Genomic DNA, 18,416 nt, shown 5'->3' with positions numbered 1-18,416 from the left:
GGATCGGCAGTCGTCGCGCCTCACTCCGGCACGGCGTCGTCGGTGGTCTGCGGTTGTCTCAGACCGACCTGCAGCGGCAGCTTCAGCGACTCCTTGCCGCGCTGCACGCCGATCAGCGTCTGGCTGTCCGGCTTCAGCGCCGCGACGACGTTGACGAGCTCGCGCGGCGAGCGCACGGCCTGACCGGCCACCTCGGTGACGACATCGCCCGCTTCCAGCCCGGCCTTCGCCGCGGGGCTGGCCTTGAAGACTTCCTTGACCAGCACGCCGTGGTCGACCGACAGCTTGAGCGTGTCGACGACCTCCGGGTTGACGTCGCCGGTGATCACGCCCAGCCAGCCGCGCGAGACCTTGCCGTCCTTCACCAGCGCTTCCAGGACCTGGTAGGCGGAGTCCACGGGAATCGCGAAGCCGATGCCCAGGCTGCCGCCGCCGGTGCGCGAATAGATCGCCGTGTTGATGCCGACCAGCCGCCCCTGCACGTCGACGAGCGCGCCGCCGGAGTTGCCGGGGTTGATGGCGGCGTCGGTCTGGATGAAGTTCTCGAAGGTGCTCAGGCCGAGCTGGGTGCGGCCCAGCGCGCTGATGATGCCGGAGGTGACCGTCTGGCCGACGTTGAAGGGATTGCCGATGGCCAGCACCACGTCGCCGACCTGCAGCTCGCCGGCCTTGCCCGGATGGATCACCGGCAGCGGCGGCGGCAGCGTGATGCGCAGGACGGCCAGGTCGGTCTCCGGATCGGTGCCGACCAGGCGTGCCGGCGTGTCGCGGCCGTCGGCGAGCTGCACGCGGATCTCGGTCGCACCGGCGACGACATGGTTGTTGGTCAGCACGTAGCCTTCGGGCGAGACGATCACGCCCGATCCCAGGCCGGTCTGCGGCCGCTGCTGCTGGGGGCGCTTGCCGAAGTGGAAGCGCAGCCAGGGGTCGGCGTCGATCTCGCGCTGGCTGGGCGCGGGCTTGTTGGCCAGCACCGCGACGACCGCCGGCGACGCCGCCTGGGCCGCCGCCGCGAAGCTGAACTGCACCGACGCGCGCGGCGGAGCGCCGGCCGCGGCGGGCAGCGTGGGCACGACCTTGGGGGCCTCGTGCAGCCATTCGGGCTTGAGCGTGGCCACGACGAAGTAGCCGGCCAGCGCCACCGTGGTGGCCTGGGAGAAAATCAGCCAGGTTTGACGCAAGAGAGATCCTGTCATGGCACATCGCACGGAGCTGGAGCGGCTGCTCGCCGCCACGCTGGAGCCCACGCGCTTCAAGGATTATGGGCCGAACGGCCTTCAGGTCGAGGGCCGCGACCAGATCCGGCAACTGGTGTGCGGGGTCACCGCGAGCCTCGCGCTGATCGACGCCGCCATCGAGGCCGGGGCCGACGCGATCCTGGTCCACCACGGGCTGTTCTGGCGCGGCCAGGACGGTCGCGTGACGGGCTGGATGAAGCAGCGCCTGTCGCGGCTGCTGACGAACGAGATCAACCTGTTCGCCTACCACCTGCCGCTGGATGCACACCCGGAACTCGGCAACAACGCGCAACTGGCGAAACACCTGGGATGGGCGGCCGAAGGCCGCTTCGGCGAGCAGGACCTGGGCTGCATCGGCGCGCTGCCGGCGGCGTTCGAGTCGCTGGAGGCGCTGGGCGAGCACGTCGGGCAGCGGCTGGGCCGGGCGACCGTCATGGCCGCCGGCGACGGCCGTCCGCTCAGGCGTGTCGCCTGGTGCACCGGCGGCGCCCAGGGCTATTTCGAGGCGGCCATCGCCGCCGGCGCGGACGTGTTCATCACCGGCGAGATCTCCGAACCTCAGGCGCATTACGCGGCCGAGACGGGCGTGGCCTTCATCGCCGCCGGCCATCACGCCACGGAACGCTACGGCGTGCAGGCCCTGGGTCGCCAGGTGGCCGAGCAGCTGGGCCTGCAGTGCCGGTTCATCGACATCCCCAATCCCGCATGAGCGCCCCCCTCGAGAGTTCCCGCCCCGTGCTGCTGACGATGGGCGATGCCTGCGGCATCGGCCCCGAGATCGCCGTCGCCGCCTGGGCGCAGGATCGCGGGGCGGACCTGCGGCTCGTCGGCGATGTCGGCGTCTTCCGGCGCGCGCTGGATTGCATGGGCTTGCGCCTGCCGGTGGCGGTGCTGGAACACGCCGACGATCCGGCGCCGCCCGACGCGTTGCCCCTGTGGCAGCCGGCGGGGCTGCCGCAGGATCTGCTCGCGCAGCCGGTGGGCCGCGTGAGTGCGCAGGCAGGGGCCGCGGCGGCGCGCTGCATCGTCGCCGCCACGCAGGCGCAACTGGCGGGGCGATCCCGCGCGCTGGTGACGGCGCCTATCCACAAGGAAGCCCTGCATGCCGGCGGCATCGATCATCCGGGCCATACGGAGCTCTTGCAGGCGCTGTGCGCGGATCCGGACGGCCGGTTGCCGCCGGTGCGCATGATGCTAGCCAACGAGGAACTCCGGGTCGTGCTGGTGACGATCCATGTCGCGCTGCGCCAGGCGGTCGACCAGATCACCACCGGGCGCGTGCTGCAGACGATCCGCATCGCCGACGCGGCGCTCCGCCGCGCCGGCATCGCCGCGCCGCGCATCGCGGTGGCGGGCCTGAACCCGCATGCGGGAGAAGGCGGACTGTTCGGCAGCGAGGAGATGGAGCACATCGCGCCGGCGATCGCGCAGGCCCGCAGCCTCGGCATCGATGCGAGCGGCCCGTTCGCGCCGGACACGGTATTCATGCGGGCGCGCCACGCGCCGCCGAAGCATCCGGGCGAGTTCGACGCCGTCGTCGCGATGACGCACGACCAGGGCCTGATCCCGGTGAAGTACCTGGGCGTGGAGGAGGGCGTCAACGTGACGCTGGGCCTGCCGCTGGTGCGCACCAGTCCCGATCACGGCACCGCGTTCGACATTGCCGGGACGGGGCGTGCCGATCCGTCGAGCATGGCGGCGGCGATTCGCATGGCCCGGACGATGTCGACCTGAACCGCCGCGGGCCTGACCGTCCATCTGGCAGTCGGACCGTCCGGCCAGGCATCCCCCGTGATGGGGAATTCGCACGATGGATTCCCGCCGGGGCCTTGCCGATAATCCTCGGCATCACATCAATTCGGGGAGTTCGAGATGGAAGCAGGACAGACGATGCGGCCGGGCCGGCTGGCGGCGCTGGCGCTGGCGGGCGCGCTGCAGTTCGGGGTCATGGGCGCCGCGTCGGCGCAAGAGGTGCAGCAGCCGCTGAACGTCAGTTTCGACGTGCTGTTCGACGAGAACGGGCAGGCCAAGGAGGTCACGCCGATCGACGAAGCGTCGCAGACGCCAGCCTTCTGGCAGCAGATGATCGCCCGGCTGCAGAAGGCGAAGATCCCGGCGCGTCAGGAGGACGGGAAAGCCGCCACCTTCCGCACCGGCGTCGAGCTCTACCTCACCGTCGACAAGGCGAAGTCGACGGTCGCGATCAGCTCCATGCGGATCGTGCCCATCCCGACGAAGGTCGCCTACGCGTCCTATCCCAAGGACGCCGCGTCGAGGGCCGGCTGGGAAGGCGAGTTCAAGATGATCTGCCGGGTGGGTATCGACGGCACCTGCATGCAGATGAACGTCGAGATGCCGGCGGGCATGCCCGAGTCGTTGCGGCGCTATGGGCGCGCCTCGATGGAGCAGTGGCGCTTCAAGCCGCAGGAAGTGAACGGCAAGCCCGTCGAGGGTGAATACGTCGTGCTGATGCGCATGAAGACCAGCGACGACCTGCCGGTCGATTTCCGCGAGCCGCGCAAGCTGTAAGTCCAGGCGCCGACGTCGGGCCCGCCACCGGTCGCGGTGCCGGGGCCGCTCAGTGCTTGGCGCCCAGCGCGGCCAGTTGCTGCCGCGCCCGCGCCGTGGCGCGCTCCAGCAGGTGGGCGTGTTCGAACGCCCGCAAGCGCCCCGCCTCGCACAGCTTGTGCAGCATGCGCGAGGTCATCGTCAGCGTCTCCTGATGCTTCGTCCCGTGGGTGAAGATGAAGAAGCTGCGCGTGCCGCTGATGTGGGCCAGCCGGACCTTGATCCAGTCGCCGTCGCGATGCATCCGGTAGGCGGTGCCGATCTGGAGGTGATCGATCAGCAACTCGCCGGACGGCGGTGACGGGGCTTCCTCTGCGGCGGGCAGGCCGTCGATGCTGATGTCCACTGCCTGCAGCGGCTGATGTTCGTCGGCGCCCAGGTCCAGGTCGATGTCGACATGGCCGTCCCAGTCGACGTGCTCGTCCTCCATGAGGCCGAGCCGCTGGGCTTCCTCGTCGGAGAGCTTCTCGCTCAGGTCCAGGTCCAGCGGCGCGGCGCCGGGTCCCGGGAGGTCCTGCTCGCGCGGGGGCGCCAGGCCGAAGACCGATTCCAGCTGCTTGGCCAGCAGGTTGTATTCGAGCGGGCTCAGGGCCTGGCCCTTCAACGACTCGGCGTGCGCGGGCAGCAGTTCGGCGAAGAACTTCTTGCGCTCGGGCTCGGGCCAGCGGATCAGGTCCAGGCCCTCGTTGAGGGTGCGCATCAGCACCGGCAGCGAGGCGAGGAAGCCCTGGCGCTGCTGCGGCGTCGTCTTAGGCTGGACCGACAGCACGAGGTCGCGGCCCATGTTGCGCAGCCGCTCGACCAGCGCCGCGTCCAGGTCCGGATGGCGCGAGGCGTGCACCAGCACCTCGCTCCAGGTCTGCGTGAGGAAGTCGCGCAGGAAGTCGCGCATGTCCACGCTGGCCATCGCCTGCTGCAGCTGCTGCATGTAGCGGCGCTGCAGGCGAAGCTCGGTTTCCTTGCGTTCCAGCAGCGCGGCGGTGTCGCCTTGCGACTTCAGCGTCTGGGCCGTCTGGTCCTGGATGAAATGCTCGAGCTGGCCGAGTTTGGACTCGTACAGCTCCATGCGGTCGAAGTCGCCGCTGACCACGTCCTGGATCAGGTCGCGGACCAGGGCGAGGAAGGACTTGCCGGGCTCGTCGGTGAAATCGTCGTAGGCCGCGGCCAATGTCGCGATGCGATTGACCAGCCGCCGCACCGGATGCCGGCGCGAGGAGAAGAAGGAGCGGTCGCCCAGCGCCGCGCGCAACACCGGCAGCTGCAGGCGCGCGATCTGCTGCGCCATCAGCGGCGGCAGCTTGGCGTCGGACAGGATCTGGTCGAACAGGCCGGCCACCACGTCGATCACCATGTGATCGAGCGAGCCGCTGGCCGCCTGCCGCAGTTCGTCGCGGTGCAGGTGGATCAGGTTGGGCGGCAGGACGATCGGACCGCCGTCGACATGACTGCCGGGATCGCCGTCCCAACCTTGCCACTGGCTGTTCACGGGCAGCGGACCGCCGCCGGTCGCGGGACCGACGAGCGTGGGGCTCATCGCCAGCCGACGCATCAGGTCCATCAGCTGCGGATCGACGGACCAGCCCATGCCCCCGCCGGCGCCGCCGCCGGTCGTCGCATACCCTTCCGGGCCGGCGCCATGGAAACCGCCGGCCACGCTGTGCAGCCCGCCAGCGCGGCTGCCATGGACGGCCGGGTGGAGCGCGCCCGGCAGCGTCGCGTAGCGGCTGTCGTGCAAGGGCACGCCCGAGGTCGTGCCGCCATGCAAGGACTGACCCCGCGTCGCGCCGGAGACCCCTCGCACGCGCAGGTCCTGCGGACGCAGGCCGCGGCTGCGGAACAGGCCGGCGACGTCGGCGTAGCAGGCGCGCATCTCCAGCGACAGCGCCCGGGTGAGTTCGTCGGTCAGGACCTGGCGCGTGTCCGGGTCGTCGGTGACCGCGTTCACGGCTTCGAGCAGCGCCTGGGCGATGGCCTGCGGGCGCAGCGGGTGACGGTCCTCGTCCACGCCGGGGATGTCGCCCATGTAGGAATTGACCTCGCGCAGTTCCCACTCGCTCTGATGACCCAGCGCCAGGCCGATGCGATCCGTGGCGACCAGGGTGTTGACCTGGTCGTCGTCCATCAGGGACAGCTCGTCCCACTGCGTCGCCTTGGACCCGGCACGTGCCGGGCCGGGCGTGGCGGAGCCGGCGCCCGGCGCTTCGGCCGCCTGCTGGCGCATGGCCTGGTCGAAGCGCTGCGAGAACAGCGCCTGATGCTTGCGGAAAATGAATTGCGCAGACAGCAGCGCGTCCCGCCGCTTGGCCTGTCCAGAGGACAGGGCGGCGAGACCGAGACCTTCAGCGCCGCGTTCCGCGGCTTGTTCCGCCGCGAGGCGTACGCGTTGGAGCGCAGCGTCGACGTGGGGGTTCAGACGGTTCATCGAGGCATCGAGCACGTTGTGGTGACCGCACCACACGCCAAGTATCGGCGATGGCCATCCCCCGTCCGGGTGGGGCTGACCCGGCTTGTGCGCAAAAGGTGACGAATGAGAGGAGCTTTACGCTTTGTCACGCCTCAGCGCGTCGCGGATCTCGCGCAGCAGCTGGATGTCTTCCGGCGTCGCGGCGGGCTCCGCCGGGGTGGCGGGGGTGTCGCGCTTGAGGCGGTTCACCTGCTTCACCATGATGAAGATGATGAAGGCCAGGATGATGAAGTTCAACAGCACCGTCAGGAAGTTGCCGTAGGCGAAGAGCGGCACGCCCGCCTTGGTCAGGGCCTCGTAGGTCATCGGGCCGGCGTAGTTGGCCGGCGGGTCCGACAGCATGATGAAGTAGCTGCTGAAGTCCAGCCCCCCCACCGCCCTGCCGACGATCGGCATGATCAGGTCCTTGACCACCGAGTCGACGATCTTGCCGAAGGCTGCGCCGATGATCACGCCCACGGCGAGGTCCATCACGTTGCCCTTGACGGCGAACTCACGGAATTCGGTCAAAAAACCCATCGCTTGCTCCTTGTGCTTCGCGTGTGCGAAGGCGTCCACTACCAATCGCTTTCCCGGGGTCGCCCTCCGCCTCCGGGCAAGCATCCTAACGGCGTTTGCATCACGACAAATGTCAACGTGGTGCACCGATGCACATCGGTAGAGCGCCTAGGGGCGCGCCGCAAGTTTCTTACCTAGAATCTTTGGTTGCCCCTGATCAGAAGTTCCCTGTAAGGACCCTCATGAGTGACCCACAAGTGGACCAAGGCAAGCGCACCTGGCTGATTGCGACCGGTTGCGCGGGAGCAGTAGGCGGCGTGGCCACCGCCGTCCCGTTCGTCAGTACCTTCGCGCCGAGCGAGCGCGCCAAGGCGGCCGGTGCCGCCGTCGAGGTGGACATCGGCGGCCTCGCGCCCGGTCAGAAGCTGACCGTCGAATGGCGCGGCAAGCCGGTGTGGATCGTCCGCCGGACCCAGGAGCAGCTCGACGCGCTCAAGGGCAACGATCCGGAACTGGCCGACCCGCAGTCCGACCGCAAGGCCTTCCCGATCCCCGACTACGCCAAGAACGAATGGCGTTCGCGCAAGAAGGAGTACCTGGTCGTCGTGGGCATCTGCAGCCATCTCGGCTGCTCGCCCAGCGACAAGTTCCAGTCGGGGCCGCAGCCGTCGCTGCCGGACAACTGGCATGGCGGCTTCCTCTGCCCCTGCCACGGATCGACCTTCGACATGGCCGGCCGCGTCTTCAAGAACAAGCCCGCGCCCGACAACCTCGAGGTGCCGCCCTACGCGTTCCTGTCGGACACCCGTCTCATCATCGGTGAAGACAAGAAGGCCTAACTTCCCAGGAACAGGACCGAGGCAGACTACACATGGCTGAATTCAAGGAAGCACCCGCCGGAGCCCCCTTGGGCGTCAAGCTCATGACCTGGGTGGACAACCGGTTCCCCGCGTCCAAGCTCTACAAGGAGCACATGTCGGAGTACTACGCTCCGAAGAACTTCAACTGGTGGTACATCTTCGGCTCTCTGGCGCTGCTGGTGCTGGTGATCCAGATCGTCACCGGGATCTTCCTGGTGATGCACTACAAGCCGGACTCGACGCTCGCGTTCGCGTCGGTCGAATACATCATGCGGGACGTCCCCTGGGGATGGCTGATCCGCTACATGCACTCGACGGGCGCGTCGGCGTTCTTCGTCGTCGTCTACCTGCACATGTTCCGCGGGCTGCTGTACGGCTCGTACCGCAAGCCGCGCGAGTTGGTGTGGATCTTCGGCTGCGCGATCTTCCTGTGCTTGATGGCCGAGGCCTTCATGGGCTACCTGCTGCCATGGGGACAGATGTCCTACTGGGGCGCGCAGGTGATCGTGAACCTGTTCGCCGCGGTGCCCTTCGTCGGCAACGACCTGGCGCTGCTGATCCGCGGCGACTACGTGGTCGGGGACGCGACGCTGAACCGCTTCTTCAGCTTCCACGTGATCGCGGTGCCGCTGGTGCTGCTGGGCCTGGTCGTCGCGCACATCATCGCGCTGCACGAGGTGGGATCCAACAACCCGGACGGCGTGGAGATCAAGGCGAAGAAGGGGGCCGACGGCCATCCGCTGGACGGCATCCCCTTCCACCCGTACTACACGGTGCACGACATCTTCGGCGTCGGCCTGTTCCTGATGGCCTTCTCGGCGGTGATCTTCTTCGCGCCGGAACTGGGCGGCTACTTCCTGGAGTACAACAACTTCATCCCGGCCGACCCGCTGAAGACGCCGCCGCACATCGCGCCGGTCTGGTATTTCACGCCGTTCTATTCAATGCTGCGCGCCACCACCGACGTCATGGTCCAGGTGCTGTGCGGCGTGATCGCGCTGTCGGCGGTCATCACGCTGCTGCGCGGCGGGCTGTCGACGCTGGGCAAGGGCATCGTGGTGGTGGGCGCGGTCGTCGGCATCGCGCTGCTGCTGACCTTCGACGCGAAGTTCTGGGGTGTCGTCGTCATGGGCGGCGCGGTCATCATCCTGTTCTTCCTGCCCTGGCTGGATCACAGCCCGGTCAAGTCGATCCGCTACCGGCCCGACTGGCACAAGTACCTGTACGGGATCTTCGTGCTGCTCTTCCTGGTGCTGGGCTACCTGGGCGTCAAGCCGCCGTCGGATGCGGGAACGATCGTGTCGCAGGTGGGCACGCTGTACTACTTCGGCTTCTTCCTGCTGATGCCGTGGTGGAGCAGGGCCGGCCAGTTCAAGCCGGTGCCCGATCGCGTCACGTTTCACCCGCACTGAACCGCCAACGTCACGGAGTCGAACGAATGAAGAAAATCATCGCCACGCTGCTGACGTCGCTGTGCCTGGGCGCGGGCCTGACGTCGACGGCGCTCGCGTCTGAGGGCGGCATCGAGTGGGACCGTTTCCCGACGTCCAAGATGAACGATCTGGCCGCGCTGCAGCACGGCGCCAAGATCTTCGTCAACTACTGCCTGAACTGTCACAGCGCGAGTTTCATGCGCTACAACCGGCTGAAGGACATCGGCCTGACCGACGAGCAGATCAAGGGCAACCTGCTGTTCGCCGGAGACAAGGTGGGCGAGACGATGAAGGTCTCGCTGGACCCGAAACAGGCGAAGGAATGGTTCGGCGCACTGCCGCCGGACCTCACCGTGATCGCTCGTTCACGGGCCGACGGCGCCAAGGGAACAGGGGCGGATTACCTCTATACCTACCTGAGAAAATACTACCGGGACGAAACCAAGGCCACGGGATGGAATAATCTCGCTTTCCCCAGCGTGGCCATGCCGCATGTGCTGTGGGAGCTCCAGGGCGTCCGCACCGCCAGGTTCGAGGAAGAAAAAGACCCGCATGACCCGAACAAGGTCACGCATGTCTTCAAGGACTTCGTACAGGTGACGCCCGGGACGATGACGCCGCAGCAGTACGACGAGTCCGTTGCCGACCTGGTCGCCTATCTCCAATGGATGGGCGAACCGGCGCAAGGGACGCGTTTCCGGCTCGGCATCGTCGTGGTGCTGTTCCTGCTGGGGTTCACCGTGTTCGCCTGGCGCTTGAATGCCTCCTTCTGGAAGGACATCAAGTAAGAACCGATGACTCGGCCGAGGGCCGGGTCCTCAAGCGCAGTGGGGCGCCGAACAGGCCCCCACTGCGTTGTCGTTTGTCTGTTCGGTCTTTTGACCGCGCCGGCGTTGAACTGTGTTGTTTGTAGAAATCGATGAAGCCGAGAGGCTTCGATCAGGAGTCCACTGCCATGATGGTGCTTTATTCCGGAACCACTTGCCCCTACTCGCACCGTTGCCGGTTCGTGCTGTTCGAGAAGGGCATGGACTTCGAGATCCGTGACGTCGACCTGTTCGCCAAGCCCGAAGACATCGCGCTGATGAACCCGTACAACGAGGTGCCCATCCTCGTCGAACGCGACCTCATCCTGTACGAGTCGCACATCATCAACGAGTACATCGACGAGCGCTTCCCGCATCCGCAGCTGATGCCCGGCGACCCGGTGGCCCGTGCCCGCGTGCGCCTGTTCCTGTTCAACTTCGAGAAGGAACTGTTCGCCCACGTCAACGTGCTGGAGAACCGCGGCCAGGCCGTCAAGCCGACCGAGAAGCAGCTGGAGAAAGCGCGTTCGCAGATCCGCGACCGCCTGACGCAGCTGGCGCCGATCTTCCTGAAGAACAAGTACATGCTGGGCGACGACTTCTCGATGCTGGACGTCGCGATCGCGCCGCTGCTGTGGCGCCTGGACTATTACGGCATCGACATGTCGAAGAACGCCGTGCCGCTGCTGAAGTACGCGGAGCGGATCTTCTCGCGTCCGGCCTACATCGAGGCGCTGACGCCGTCCGAGAAGGTGATGCGCAAGTAATACACTGCCTCCCCATGGATGACAGCAAGGACGGCGGCGGTCTCGCCGCCAGCTCGACGCGGCCGTACCTGATCCGCGCCCTGCACGAGTGGTGCACGGACAACGGGTTCACGCCCTATGTCGCGGTGCACGTGGATCGCACGGTCCAGGTGCCGATGGAGTACGTGAGCAACAACGAGATCGTGCTCAACGTCGGTTTCGATGCGACCAGCAATCTGGACCTGGGCAATGAACTGATCCAGTTCAAGGCCCGGTTCGGTGGCGTGGCGCGCGAGATCATCGTGCCGGTCGATCACGTGGTCGCGATCTACGCGCGCGAGAACGGCCAGGGCATGGCCTTCCCGCCGCCGAGTCCGGAAGACGCCGCCACGCGCCAGCCGGCGCCGAGCGCGCCGCGAGGATTGCGCCTGGCGTCGGATGCGAACGGTGGCGGCGGCAACAGTGGCGGCGGTGCGCCGCAGGCCGAGCCCAAGCCGGAGCCGGTCGCCCCTGCGGCCACGACGACGACGCCGACGACGCCGCCGGAGGACGACGATCCGGGCGCGGGTCCGTCGGGCGGTCGCCCGGCGCTCAAGCGCATCAAGTGATCGTTTGAACCCCGTCCAGATGCGGGGGCAAGTGTTGCGGGGGAAGGGCGGTTTTTCGCTGCGGACCCCTCGAAGCTGCGTCTAGAATGCAGCCCGCGCCGCAGCTTCTGCGGTGCTCAGTTTTCCTTGTGCCGGCTTAGCTCAGTTGGTAGAGCAACCGCCTTGTAAGCGGTAGGTCATCAGTTCGAATCCGATAGCCGGCACCATCGAACACGCAGGCGCCCAGCCTGTTCCGAAGCCCCGTTTCGTCACCGACGAGCCGGGGCTTCGGTCTTTCTGTCCCCATCCCTGGCGTGCGGATTGGAGCCGGACACCCCCAAAAGGCGGTGTCGCCCGGCTTGACACTTGTGTGACTTCGCTCACGTAACCATCTGTACGTGATTGATTTCAAAGAGGAATCAGTTGTGGCATAGGGTTTGCTCTGGCCGCCCCCGTGTCCAACCCGCCGGTTCACCTCCACACGCCGGCTTTCACGGGAAACCTCATGCACAGCTTGTTCCGTCGCGGTGTCGCCGCCCTGGCCGCCGTCGCCGCCCTCGGCCTCTCCGCCGTCGCCCACGCGGCACCGACCAACTTCTCGTTCGCCGGCAGCTTCGCGCAGGCCAACGACGTCCAGACCTTCACCTTCACGGCAAACGGCTCGTCGGCGGTCCGCCTGATCACCTACAGCTACGCGGGCGGCACGCAGTCCAACGGCAACGTCGTCGCGGCCGGCGGCTTCGACCCGATCCTGGCGTTGTTCAATGCCAGCGGCGTCCTGGTCGGCCAGAACGACGATGCCGTCAGCAGCACGCCCGGCACCTGCGGCGGCAGTGCGGTGAACCCCGATCCCGCGGGCGGTCAGCGCTGGGACACCTGCCTGGACCTGACGCTGGGCGCCGGCGTCTACACGGTCGCGGTCATGCAGTTCGACAACTTCGCGCTCGGCCCCAACCTGTCCAACGGCTTCACCTACGACGGCAACCCCAACTTCCTGAACGGCAAGTGCGCCAACGGCGTGTTCTGCGATGCCGGCGGCCGTGAGCGCAACGCGCTGTGGGCCTTCGACATCCTGAACGTCGAAGGCGCCCAGCAGAACGATGTGCCGGAACCGGCGACGCTGGCCCTGGCCGCGATCGCGCTGGCCGGGCTGGGCGGCGCGCGCCGCCTGCGCCGCAAGGACTGACCCCCACAGGGACAAGCGAAAGGGACCGCCGCGGCGGTCCCTTTTTTCCTGGTGGACCTGGTGGACCTGGTGGAGTCGGCGTCGGGCCGGCGGGCGCGTCAGGACTGCCTGACACGGATCCGCAGCTCGCCCTCGAGCAGCAGGCCTTCCTCGCGCAGCAGGCGCAGCAGGGTTGGCTGCAGGTGCCGCAGCTTGGCGGCGATGGCGGCGTTGTCGGCCACCAGCGTCCACCCCTGGTCATCGAGCGTGCCGGCCTGGACGAAGCGCTTCATCGCGCCCGGCAGCGCGACGCTCACCGCCGCCAGATGACGTTGCGACAGCGCCAGCTGTTGCCCCAGCCGGGCCAGCACGCCGTGCTGCGACATGGCCCGGCCGAAGTCCAGCGGGTCGGGCGCGTCGGGCTTGGCGCGAGGGGGCAGATAGCGGGTGGCCATGGGGCGGCAGTGTAGTCCTGCCGCTCGGAAACCCGGCGTCGGCCGGAGTCCGCCGCCGGTCCGGCACAGGCTGCGCCGCCCCGGGCTACCGGGGGGCGGGTGCTAAACTCCGCCGGTTTTTCTCCGCGCAGACGCTTGCAACCCGAGGCCCCCGGCCTCATGTGCACCGGTCGCGCGGCGCTGCCCTCACCAGGCCGCCCACGAGGCGGTCCGCCGGGCGTTCAGGCCCGGTCGACCGGGCCCTCCACAGAACTTCAAAAAGCCGCATGTTGCCCAAGCTTTTGACCCAGATTTTCGGCAGTCGCAACGAGCGCCTGCTCAAGACCTATCGCAAGGACGTCGAGCGCATCAACGCGTTGGAACCGCAGTTCGAGGGCCTGAGCGACGAGCAGTTGCGCGCGAAGACCGAGGAGTTCAAGCAGCGCATCGCCAATGGCGAGACCGTCGACGACATCCTGCCCGAGGCGTTCGCCGTCTGCCGCGAGGGCAGCAAGCGCGTCCTCAAGATGCGCCACTTCGACGTGCAGCTGATCGGCGGCATGGTCCTGAACGCCGGCAAGATCGCTGAAATGCGCACCGGCGAAGGCAAGACGCTGATGGCGACGCTGCCGGTCTACCTCAACGCGCTGACCGGCAAGGGCGTGCACGTCGTGACGGTCAACGACTACCTGGCCCGTCGCGACGCCGAGTGGATGGGTCGCCTGTACCGCTTCCTCGGCCTGACCGTGGGCATCAACTACTCCGGCCTGGGGCGCGAGGAGAAGCAGGCCGCCTACAACGCCGACGTCACCTACGGCACCAACAACGAATACGGCTTCGACCACCTGCGCGACAACATGGTCTACGAGGTGCGCGACCGCGTGCAGCGCAGCCTGGCCTACGCGATCGTCGACGAGGTGGACTCCATCCTGATCGACGAGGCCCGCACGCCGCTGATCATCTCCGGCCAGGCCGAAGACCACACCCAGATGTACGTGGCGATCAACGCGGTCTCGCCGCAGCTCAAGCGCCAGATCGGTGAACTGGATCCCCGCACCGGCGAGGGCGTGATCGAGCCGGGCGACTTCACCGTCGACGAGAAGTCGCACCAGATCTACCTGACCGAGGAAGGTCACGAGAACGCCGAGCGCCTGCTGGGCCAGGCCGGCCTGCTGGCCGAGGGCGCGTCGCTGTACGACGCCGCCAACATCACGCTGATGCACCACCTGTACGCGTCGCTGCGCGCCCACCACGTGTATCACCGCGATACCAACTACGTCGTGCAGAACGGCGAAGTCATCATCGTCGACGAGTTCACCGGCCGCCTGATGACGGGCCGCCGCTGGAGCGACGGCCTGCACCAGGCCGTCGAGGCCAAGGAAGGCGTGCAGATCCAGGCGGAGAACCAGACGCTGGCCTCGGTCACCTTCCAGAACTACTTCCGCATGTACGGCAAGCTGTCGGGCATGACCGGCACGGCCGACACCGAAGCCTACGAGTTCCAGGAGATCTACGGCCTCGAGACCGTGGTGATCCCGCCGAACCGGCCGACGGTGCGCAAGGACGAGCTGGACCTGGTCTACAAGACGACCAAGGAGAAGTACGACGCCGTCACGCAGGACGTCCGCGACTGCCACGAGCGCGGCCAGCCGGTTCTGGTGGGTACGACCTCGATCGAGAATTCGGAGATGGTCTCCGAGCTGCTGACCAAGGCGAAGTTGCCGCACCAGGTGCTGAACGCCAAGCAGCACGCCCGCGAGGCCGACATCATCACGCAGGCCGGTCGTCCGGGCGTGATCACGATCGCGACCAACATGGCCGGCCGCGGCACCGACATCGTGCTGGGCGGCAGCATCGAGAAGGACGTCGAAGCCATCGAGAACGACGAGGCGCTGTCCGAGTCCGACAAGCTCGCGAAGATCGCCGCGCTGAAGGCCGAATGGCAGAAGCTGCACGAGCAGGTGAAGGCCGCCGGCGGCCTGCGCGTGATCTCGACCGAACGTCACGAGAGCCGCCGCATCGACAACCAGCTGCGCGGCCGTTCGGGCCGCCAGGGCGACCCGGGCTCGTCGCGCTTCTACCTGTCGCTGGACGACCAACTGATGCGCATCTTCGCCGGCGACCGCGTGCGCGCGATCATGGACCGGCTCAAGATGCCCGAAGGCGAGGCGATCGAGGCGGGCATCGTCACGCGCTCGATCGAGAGCGCGCAGCGCAAGGTCGAGGCCCGCAACTTCGACATCCGCAAGCAGCTGCTCGAGTACGACGACGTGTCGAACGACCAGCGCAAGGTCATCTACCAGCAGCGCAACGAAATCCTCGAGGCGCAGGAGGTGCTCGACCAGATCACCCACCTGCGCAAGGGCACGCTGACGGACGTGGTCCGCGGCTTCGTGCCCGAGGAATCGCTGGAAGAGCAGTGGGATCTGGCCGCGCTGGAGCGCGTGCTGCGCGACGAGTGGAAGCTGGAGGTCCCGTTGGGCGACATGCTCAGGAAGAGCGAGACGCTGACCGACGAGGACGTGCTGGACGCCGTGCTGAAGGCGGGCGACGCGTCCTTCCAGGACAAGCTGGACCGCGTCGGCCTGGAGCAGTTCACGCCCTTCATGCGCATGGTCCTGCTGCAGAGCATCGACCAGCACTGGCGCGAGCATCTGGCCTCGCTGGACTACCTGCGCCAGGGCATTCACCTGCGCGGCTACGCCCAGAAGAATCCGAAGCAGGAATACAAGCGCGAGGCCTTCGAGCTGTTCTCGCAACTGCTGGACGCGGTGAAGCTGGAAGTGACCCGCGTGCTGCTGAACGTGCGCATCCAGTCGCAGGAAGAGGCCACGGCCGCCGCCGACGCGATCGAGCAGCGCGCCGAGAACGTCGGCAACGTGACCTACACGCATCCGAACGAGGATGGCTCGGTGTCGCAGGACGCCGCGCCGATCGCCGGCGGGACCGAGGCCGTGCCGGCCGAGTGGGGCCACGTCGGACGCAACGACCCGTGCCCCTGCGGCAGCGGCAAGAAGTTCAAGAGCTGCCACGGCAAGCTGGCCTGACCGGTCGCTTCGCCTGAGCTGGACGGCGCCCCTCGCGGGCGCCGTTGTCGTTGTGCGCCCCGCAGGGGCGCGACCGGTCCCGATTCAGAACATCGTCGACCGATGCGCGCCGAGGCCGGCCATCGCGCCGTCGGACACGGCGAGGGTGACGCTGCCGGCCGCGCGGGCCGCGTCGCCGCAGGCGAAGACGTTCGGCACGCTGGTGTCTTGCATCGGACCGACCTTGACGAAAGGCCCCATCGGTCCGTCTTCCATCGTGCAGCCGAGTTGCGCGGCGATGGTGCTGGACGGCGTCGTGCGCGGCTGGGTGAAGAGGCCCTCCATCGTCAACGTCCGGCCGTCCTGCAGCACGACGTCGGCGAAGCCGTCGATGCGGGCGATCGGCGTCGGCTCGACGCGCGTGCCGCGGCGGGCGAAGTCGTCGAGATCCTCGGCGCTGGGCTCGTAGGCGCCGTTCAGGAACAGCGTCGGCACGCCCCAGTCGGGCAGCATCCTCGCGTGGTGCTGGGCCAGCGGTGACGCGGCGACGATGCCGATCCGTCCCTGGTCCAGCTCGTAGCCGTGGCAGTACGGGCAATGGAAGACGCTGCGTCCCCAGCGCTCGGCGAGGCCGGGCACGGGCGGCAGTTCATCGCGGACGCCGGTGGCGAGGATCAGCCGCCCGGCGCTGACCGCGACGTCGCCGACGCGGAACTCCAGCCGGCCGTCCGGCGCCACGCGGGCGTCGTCGGCAAGCCCGGCCATCCATTGCACGGTCGGATAGAGCCGCAACTGACGGCGGGCTTCCTCGGCGATCGCGCCGGGCGCGCGGCCGTCCTGCGTCAGGAAGCCGTGCGCTTCGCCGTCGTGGTCGTCGACGCACTGATTGCGTCGCTGCCCCGCGTCGACCACGAGGACCTGCCGACGCGCGCGCGCCAGTTGAAGGGCCGCGGCCATGCCAGCATAGCTGCCGCCGATGACGGCGAAATCAATCTTCATGGTGATGCTCCTCGAGTCGATGAGGCGCCTGACCGAGTTCGCCCATGCGCTGATGGAAGTCGCGGGCCAGCGTGGCCAGCGTCACCGCGCCGAGCCGCTTCAGCAGGACCGCTTCGGCCTCTTGCACGGCGTTGCCGAGCGCGTCGTTGACGGCGCGGGCGACGAGGCACGCCGGGTGTTCCTCGCGGAAGCCGAGCGACACCAGCGACGGGCTGCCGAGTGCGTCATGCACGTCGCGCAGGGTGAGGCGATCGAGCGGGCAGGACAGCACCCAGCCGCCGCCGTGACCCTTCGCGGAGGCGACGAAGCCCGCCTCGCGCAGGCCGCCCATCAGGCGGCGCAGGACGACGGGGTGGGTCTGCATCGCGGCGGCGAGCGATTCGGACGTGGCGGGGCCGTCGCCCTCGGCCATGTGCAGCAGCACGTGGAGGACGTCGGACAGCTGGCTGTTGGATTTCATGCAACATTATGAGTTGCAAGAAATTGTCGATGCGCGATGAGGGGCTTGGGCCCCCCTCTCCACCCAAACCCTCACACCTCCCACTGCGGATGCATCTCCCTCACCCGCGTGAGCGCCATCGACGCGGCCGCGGTGCGGGTCTCCACGCCGAGCTTGGCGTGGATGCGCTCCAGGTGTTTCTTCACCGTCGCGGGGCTGGCGCCGAGGATCTCGCCGATGTCACGGTTGATCTTGCCCTTCACGACCCAGTAGAGCACCTCCGCCTCGCGCGCCGTCAGGCTGAAGGCCAAGCCCAGCGAGCGGATCACCGCGACGTCCGAGACCTCGCGCATCACGATCAGCCAGTCGCCGCCGGCGGCCGCGCCCACGCCCACGCCCACGCCGGGCGTGTCCTCGCCGCCGATGCAGTGGTGCAACCGGAAGCTCAGGCGCCGTGCGCCCAGTTCGGCGCACAGCCGCGCCGGCTCCTGCGGCGGCAGGCCGTCGGCGGGCGTGTGGGCCGCCATCTCATCGAGCGTCTTGCGCAGCCACGCCAGCACCGGCGCCGGCGTCTGCGGCGCGATCGTGCCGTAGTAGAGCTGCAGCAGCTCGCGCGCCAGCGGCGTCTGCCACAGCAGCCGGCCCGAGGACGCGCGCACCGCGATGCTCGCGTAGCCGAAGGCGTCCAGCGCCTGGCGCGTCTGCCGCGCCTGCCGCGCCCCTTGCAGGTGGACCTGCATGCGCGCCAAAACCGCGCGGGGGTCCAGCGGCTTGGTCACGTAGTCGACACCGCCGGCCTGCAGCGCGGCGACCAGATGCTCGGTCTCCGTCAGCCCCGTCATGAAGATGATCGGGATGTGCGCCGTCGACGGATCGGCCTTCAGCCGCCGCGCGACCTCGAAACCGTCCATGCCGGGCATCATCGCGTCCAGCAGCACGATGTCGGGCCGGCCCTGCTGCACGCAGGCGAGCGCGGCCTCGCCGCTGGTCGCCGCGAGCACGACGTAGCCGTGCTCGTCGAGCGCATCGTGCAGCAGCGACAGGTTGTCCGGCACGTCGTCCACCATCAAGACACGATCGCCTTGCTGCTGGTCCAGCAGCGCGGCCACGGCGGAGGGAAGCGGAGAGTTCATCGCAGGTCGTCCAACATCTG

At 68.0% G+C, this 18,416-nt stretch carries 17 protein-coding genes and 1 tRNA gene; 11 read left to right on the top strand and 7 right to left on the bottom strand.

The window, feature by feature from the left end; all coding sequences use genetic code 11:
• Window positions 1-20 precede the first annotated feature (20 nt).
• Window positions 21-1,181 carry a S1C family serine protease gene (locus AC07O8_RS21525; protein WP_495049972.1) on the bottom strand — a complete coding sequence of 387 codons (1,161 nt, stop codon included), beginning with the start codon at window positions 1,179-1,181 and terminating at the stop codon, window positions 21-23.
• A 13-nt stretch (window positions 1,182-1,194) separates the two neighbouring features.
• Here AC07O8_RS21525 and AC07O8_RS21520 point away from each other — a divergent pair, with 13 nt between their 5' ends.
• The 3 genes from AC07O8_RS21520 (at window position 1,195) to AC07O8_RS21510 (ending at window position 3,767) form a co-directional block, all read left to right on the top strand.
• On the top strand, window positions 1,195-1,947 hold the full coding sequence (locus AC07O8_RS21520; protein WP_495049971.1) for a Nif3-like dinuclear metal center hexameric protein: 753 nt from the start codon (window positions 1,195-1,197) through the stop codon (window positions 1,945-1,947).
• Complete coding sequence (gene pdxA, locus AC07O8_RS21515) at window positions 1,944-2,972, top strand: 4-hydroxythreonine-4-phosphate dehydrogenase PdxA (protein ID WP_495049970.1); 1,029 nt, start codon at window positions 1,944-1,946, stop codon at window positions 2,970-2,972. The genes AC07O8_RS21520 and pdxA overlap by 4 nt, the downstream gene beginning before the upstream one ends.
• A gap of 138 nt (window positions 2,973-3,110) precedes the next feature.
• Entirely contained in the window at window positions 3,111-3,767 is a 657-nt protein-coding gene (locus AC07O8_RS21510) for an energy transducer TonB (protein WP_495049969.1), read from the top strand.
• A 49-nt stretch (window positions 3,768-3,816) separates the two neighbouring features.
• On the opposite strand, the gene AC07O8_RS21505 is transcribed toward AC07O8_RS21510, so the two are convergent.
• Together AC07O8_RS21505 and mscL are read right to left on the bottom strand one after the other, a co-directional pair.
• Window positions 3,817-6,228 (bottom strand): DUF1631 family protein, encoded by a 2,412-nt coding sequence (locus tag AC07O8_RS21505; RefSeq protein WP_495049968.1) that lies wholly within the window; start codon window positions 6,226-6,228, stop codon window positions 3,817-3,819.
• Window positions 6,229-6,345: 117 nt separating this feature from the next.
• Window positions 6,346-6,789: a large conductance mechanosensitive channel protein MscL gene (gene mscL, locus AC07O8_RS21500; RefSeq protein WP_495049967.1), complete on the bottom strand. Its 444-nt coding sequence runs from the start codon at window positions 6,787-6,789 to the stop codon at window positions 6,346-6,348.
• A gap of 221 nt (window positions 6,790-7,010) precedes the next feature.
• Here mscL and petA point away from each other — a divergent pair, with 221 nt between their 5' ends.
• The 7 genes from petA to AC07O8_RS21465 all read left to right on the top strand — a co-directional run bounded on the left by petA (window position 7,011) and on the right by AC07O8_RS21465 (window position 12,386).
• Window positions 7,011-7,607 (top strand): ubiquinol-cytochrome c reductase iron-sulfur subunit, encoded by a 597-nt coding sequence (petA, locus tag AC07O8_RS21495; RefSeq protein ID WP_495049966.1) that lies wholly within the window; start codon window positions 7,011-7,013, stop codon window positions 7,605-7,607.
• A 32-nt stretch (window positions 7,608-7,639) separates the two neighbouring features.
• A complete protein-coding gene (locus tag AC07O8_RS21490) occupies window positions 7,640-9,040 on the top strand; it encodes a cytochrome b (protein ID WP_495049965.1) in 1,401 nt (466 codons plus the stop codon).
• Window positions 9,041-9,066: 26 nt separating this feature from the next.
• Window positions 9,067-9,849 (top strand): cytochrome c1, encoded by a 783-nt coding sequence (locus tag AC07O8_RS21485; protein ID WP_495049964.1) that lies wholly within the window; start codon window positions 9,067-9,069, stop codon window positions 9,847-9,849.
• A gap of 167 nt (window positions 9,850-10,016) precedes the next feature.
• Window positions 10,017-10,634: a glutathione S-transferase N-terminal domain-containing protein gene (locus AC07O8_RS21480; protein WP_088382809.1), complete on the top strand. Its 618-nt coding sequence runs from the start codon at window positions 10,017-10,019 to the stop codon at window positions 10,632-10,634.
• Window positions 10,635-10,648: 14 nt separating this feature from the next.
• Window positions 10,649-11,221 (top strand): ClpXP protease specificity-enhancing factor, encoded by a 573-nt coding sequence (locus AC07O8_RS21475; protein WP_495049963.1) that lies wholly within the window; start codon window positions 10,649-10,651, stop codon window positions 11,219-11,221.
• A 130-nt stretch (window positions 11,222-11,351) separates the two neighbouring features.
• Window positions 11,352-11,427, top strand: a tRNA-Thr gene (locus tag AC07O8_RS21470).
• A gap of 278 nt (window positions 11,428-11,705) precedes the next feature.
• Window positions 11,706-12,386: a DVUA0089 family protein gene (locus tag AC07O8_RS21465; RefSeq protein ID WP_495049962.1), complete on the top strand. Its 681-nt coding sequence runs from the start codon at window positions 11,706-11,708 to the stop codon at window positions 12,384-12,386.
• Between the two features lie 98 nt (window positions 12,387-12,484).
• On the opposite strand, the gene AC07O8_RS21460 is transcribed toward AC07O8_RS21465, so the two are convergent.
• Entirely contained in the window at window positions 12,485-12,820 is a 336-nt protein-coding gene (locus AC07O8_RS21460; RefSeq protein WP_495049961.1) for a hypothetical protein, read from the bottom strand.
• A 266-nt stretch (window positions 12,821-13,086) separates the two neighbouring features.
• Here AC07O8_RS21460 and secA point away from each other — a divergent pair, with 266 nt between their 5' ends.
• Entirely contained in the window at window positions 13,087-15,846 is a 2,760-nt protein-coding gene (secA, locus tag AC07O8_RS21455) for a preprotein translocase subunit SecA (RefSeq protein ID WP_495049960.1), read from the top strand.
• Between the two features lie 84 nt (window positions 15,847-15,930).
• Here secA and AC07O8_RS21450 read toward each other — a convergent pair whose 3' ends face one another.
• The 3 genes from AC07O8_RS21450 to AC07O8_RS21440 form a co-directional block, all read right to left on the bottom strand.
• Window positions 15,931-16,824 (bottom strand): NAD(P)/FAD-dependent oxidoreductase, encoded by an 894-nt coding sequence (locus AC07O8_RS21450; protein WP_495049959.1) that lies wholly within the window; start codon window positions 16,822-16,824, stop codon window positions 15,931-15,933.
• Window positions 16,814-17,284, bottom strand: coding sequence for an Rrf2 family transcriptional regulator (locus tag AC07O8_RS21445; RefSeq protein ID WP_495049958.1), 471 nt, complete (start codon window positions 17,282-17,284; stop codon window positions 16,814-16,816). Before AC07O8_RS21445 ends, AC07O8_RS21450 begins: the two co-directional genes overlap by 11 nt.
• Window positions 17,285-17,355: 71 nt before the next feature.
• Window positions 17,356-18,396, bottom strand: a complete 1,041-nt coding sequence (locus AC07O8_RS21440; protein ID WP_495049957.1) for a response regulator — start codon at window positions 18,394-18,396, stop codon at window positions 17,356-17,358.
• Window positions 18,397-18,416 lie beyond the last annotated feature (20 nt).

The organism is Roseateles sp. GW821-FHT09G09, from assembly GCF_059415965.1.
The sequence above is the reverse complement of the archived record's forward strand: the minus strand, read 5'-3'. Positions and strand labels throughout refer to the sequence as shown.

What these genes read in the sequence shown, in the direction of transcription:
- AC07O8_RS21520 (WP_495049971.1), top strand. Translation starts at nt 1,195, where the DNA reads ATGGCACATCGCACGGAGCTGGAGCGGCTGCTCGCCGCCACGCTGGAG.
- pdxA (WP_495049970.1), top strand. Translation starts at nt 1,944, where the DNA reads ATGAGCGCCCCCCTCGAGAGTTCCCGCCCCGTGCTGCTGACGATGGGC.
- AC07O8_RS21510 (WP_495049969.1), top strand. Translation starts at nt 3,111, where the DNA reads ATGGAAGCAGGACAGACGATGCGGCCGGGCCGGCTGGCGGCGCTGGCG.
- AC07O8_RS21505 (WP_495049968.1), bottom strand. Translation starts at nt 6,228, where the DNA reads ATGAACCGTCTGAACCCCCACGTCGACGCTGCGCTCCAACGCGTACGC.
- mscL (WP_495049967.1), bottom strand. Translation starts at nt 6,789, where the DNA reads ATGGGTTTTTTGACCGAATTCCGTGAGTTCGCCGTCAAGGGCAACGTG.
- petA (WP_495049966.1), top strand. Translation starts at nt 7,011, where the DNA reads ATGAGTGACCCACAAGTGGACCAAGGCAAGCGCACCTGGCTGATTGCG.
- AC07O8_RS21490 (WP_495049965.1), top strand. Translation starts at nt 7,640, where the DNA reads ATGGCTGAATTCAAGGAAGCACCCGCCGGAGCCCCCTTGGGCGTCAAG.
- AC07O8_RS21485 (WP_495049964.1), top strand. Translation starts at nt 9,067, where the DNA reads ATGAAGAAAATCATCGCCACGCTGCTGACGTCGCTGTGCCTGGGCGCG.
- AC07O8_RS21480 (WP_088382809.1), top strand. Translation starts at nt 10,017, where the DNA reads ATGATGGTGCTTTATTCCGGAACCACTTGCCCCTACTCGCACCGTTGC.
- AC07O8_RS21475 (WP_495049963.1), top strand. Translation starts at nt 10,649, where the DNA reads ATGGATGACAGCAAGGACGGCGGCGGTCTCGCCGCCAGCTCGACGCGG.
- AC07O8_RS21465 (WP_495049962.1), top strand. Translation starts at nt 11,706, where the DNA reads ATGCACAGCTTGTTCCGTCGCGGTGTCGCCGCCCTGGCCGCCGTCGCC.
- AC07O8_RS21460 (WP_495049961.1), bottom strand. Translation starts at nt 12,820, where the DNA reads ATGGCCACCCGCTATCTGCCCCCTCGCGCCAAGCCCGACGCGCCCGAC.
- secA (WP_495049960.1), top strand. Translation starts at nt 13,087, where the DNA reads ATGTTGCCCAAGCTTTTGACCCAGATTTTCGGCAGTCGCAACGAGCGC.
- AC07O8_RS21450 (WP_495049959.1), bottom strand. Translation starts at nt 16,824, where the DNA reads ATGAAGATTGATTTCGCCGTCATCGGCGGCAGCTATGCTGGCATGGCC.
- AC07O8_RS21445 (WP_495049958.1), bottom strand. Translation starts at nt 17,284, where the DNA reads ATGAAATCCAACAGCCAGCTGTCCGACGTCCTCCACGTGCTGCTGCAC.
- AC07O8_RS21440 (WP_495049957.1), bottom strand. Translation starts at nt 18,396, where the DNA reads ATGAACTCTCCGCTTCCCTCCGCCGTGGCCGCGCTGCTGGACCAGCAG.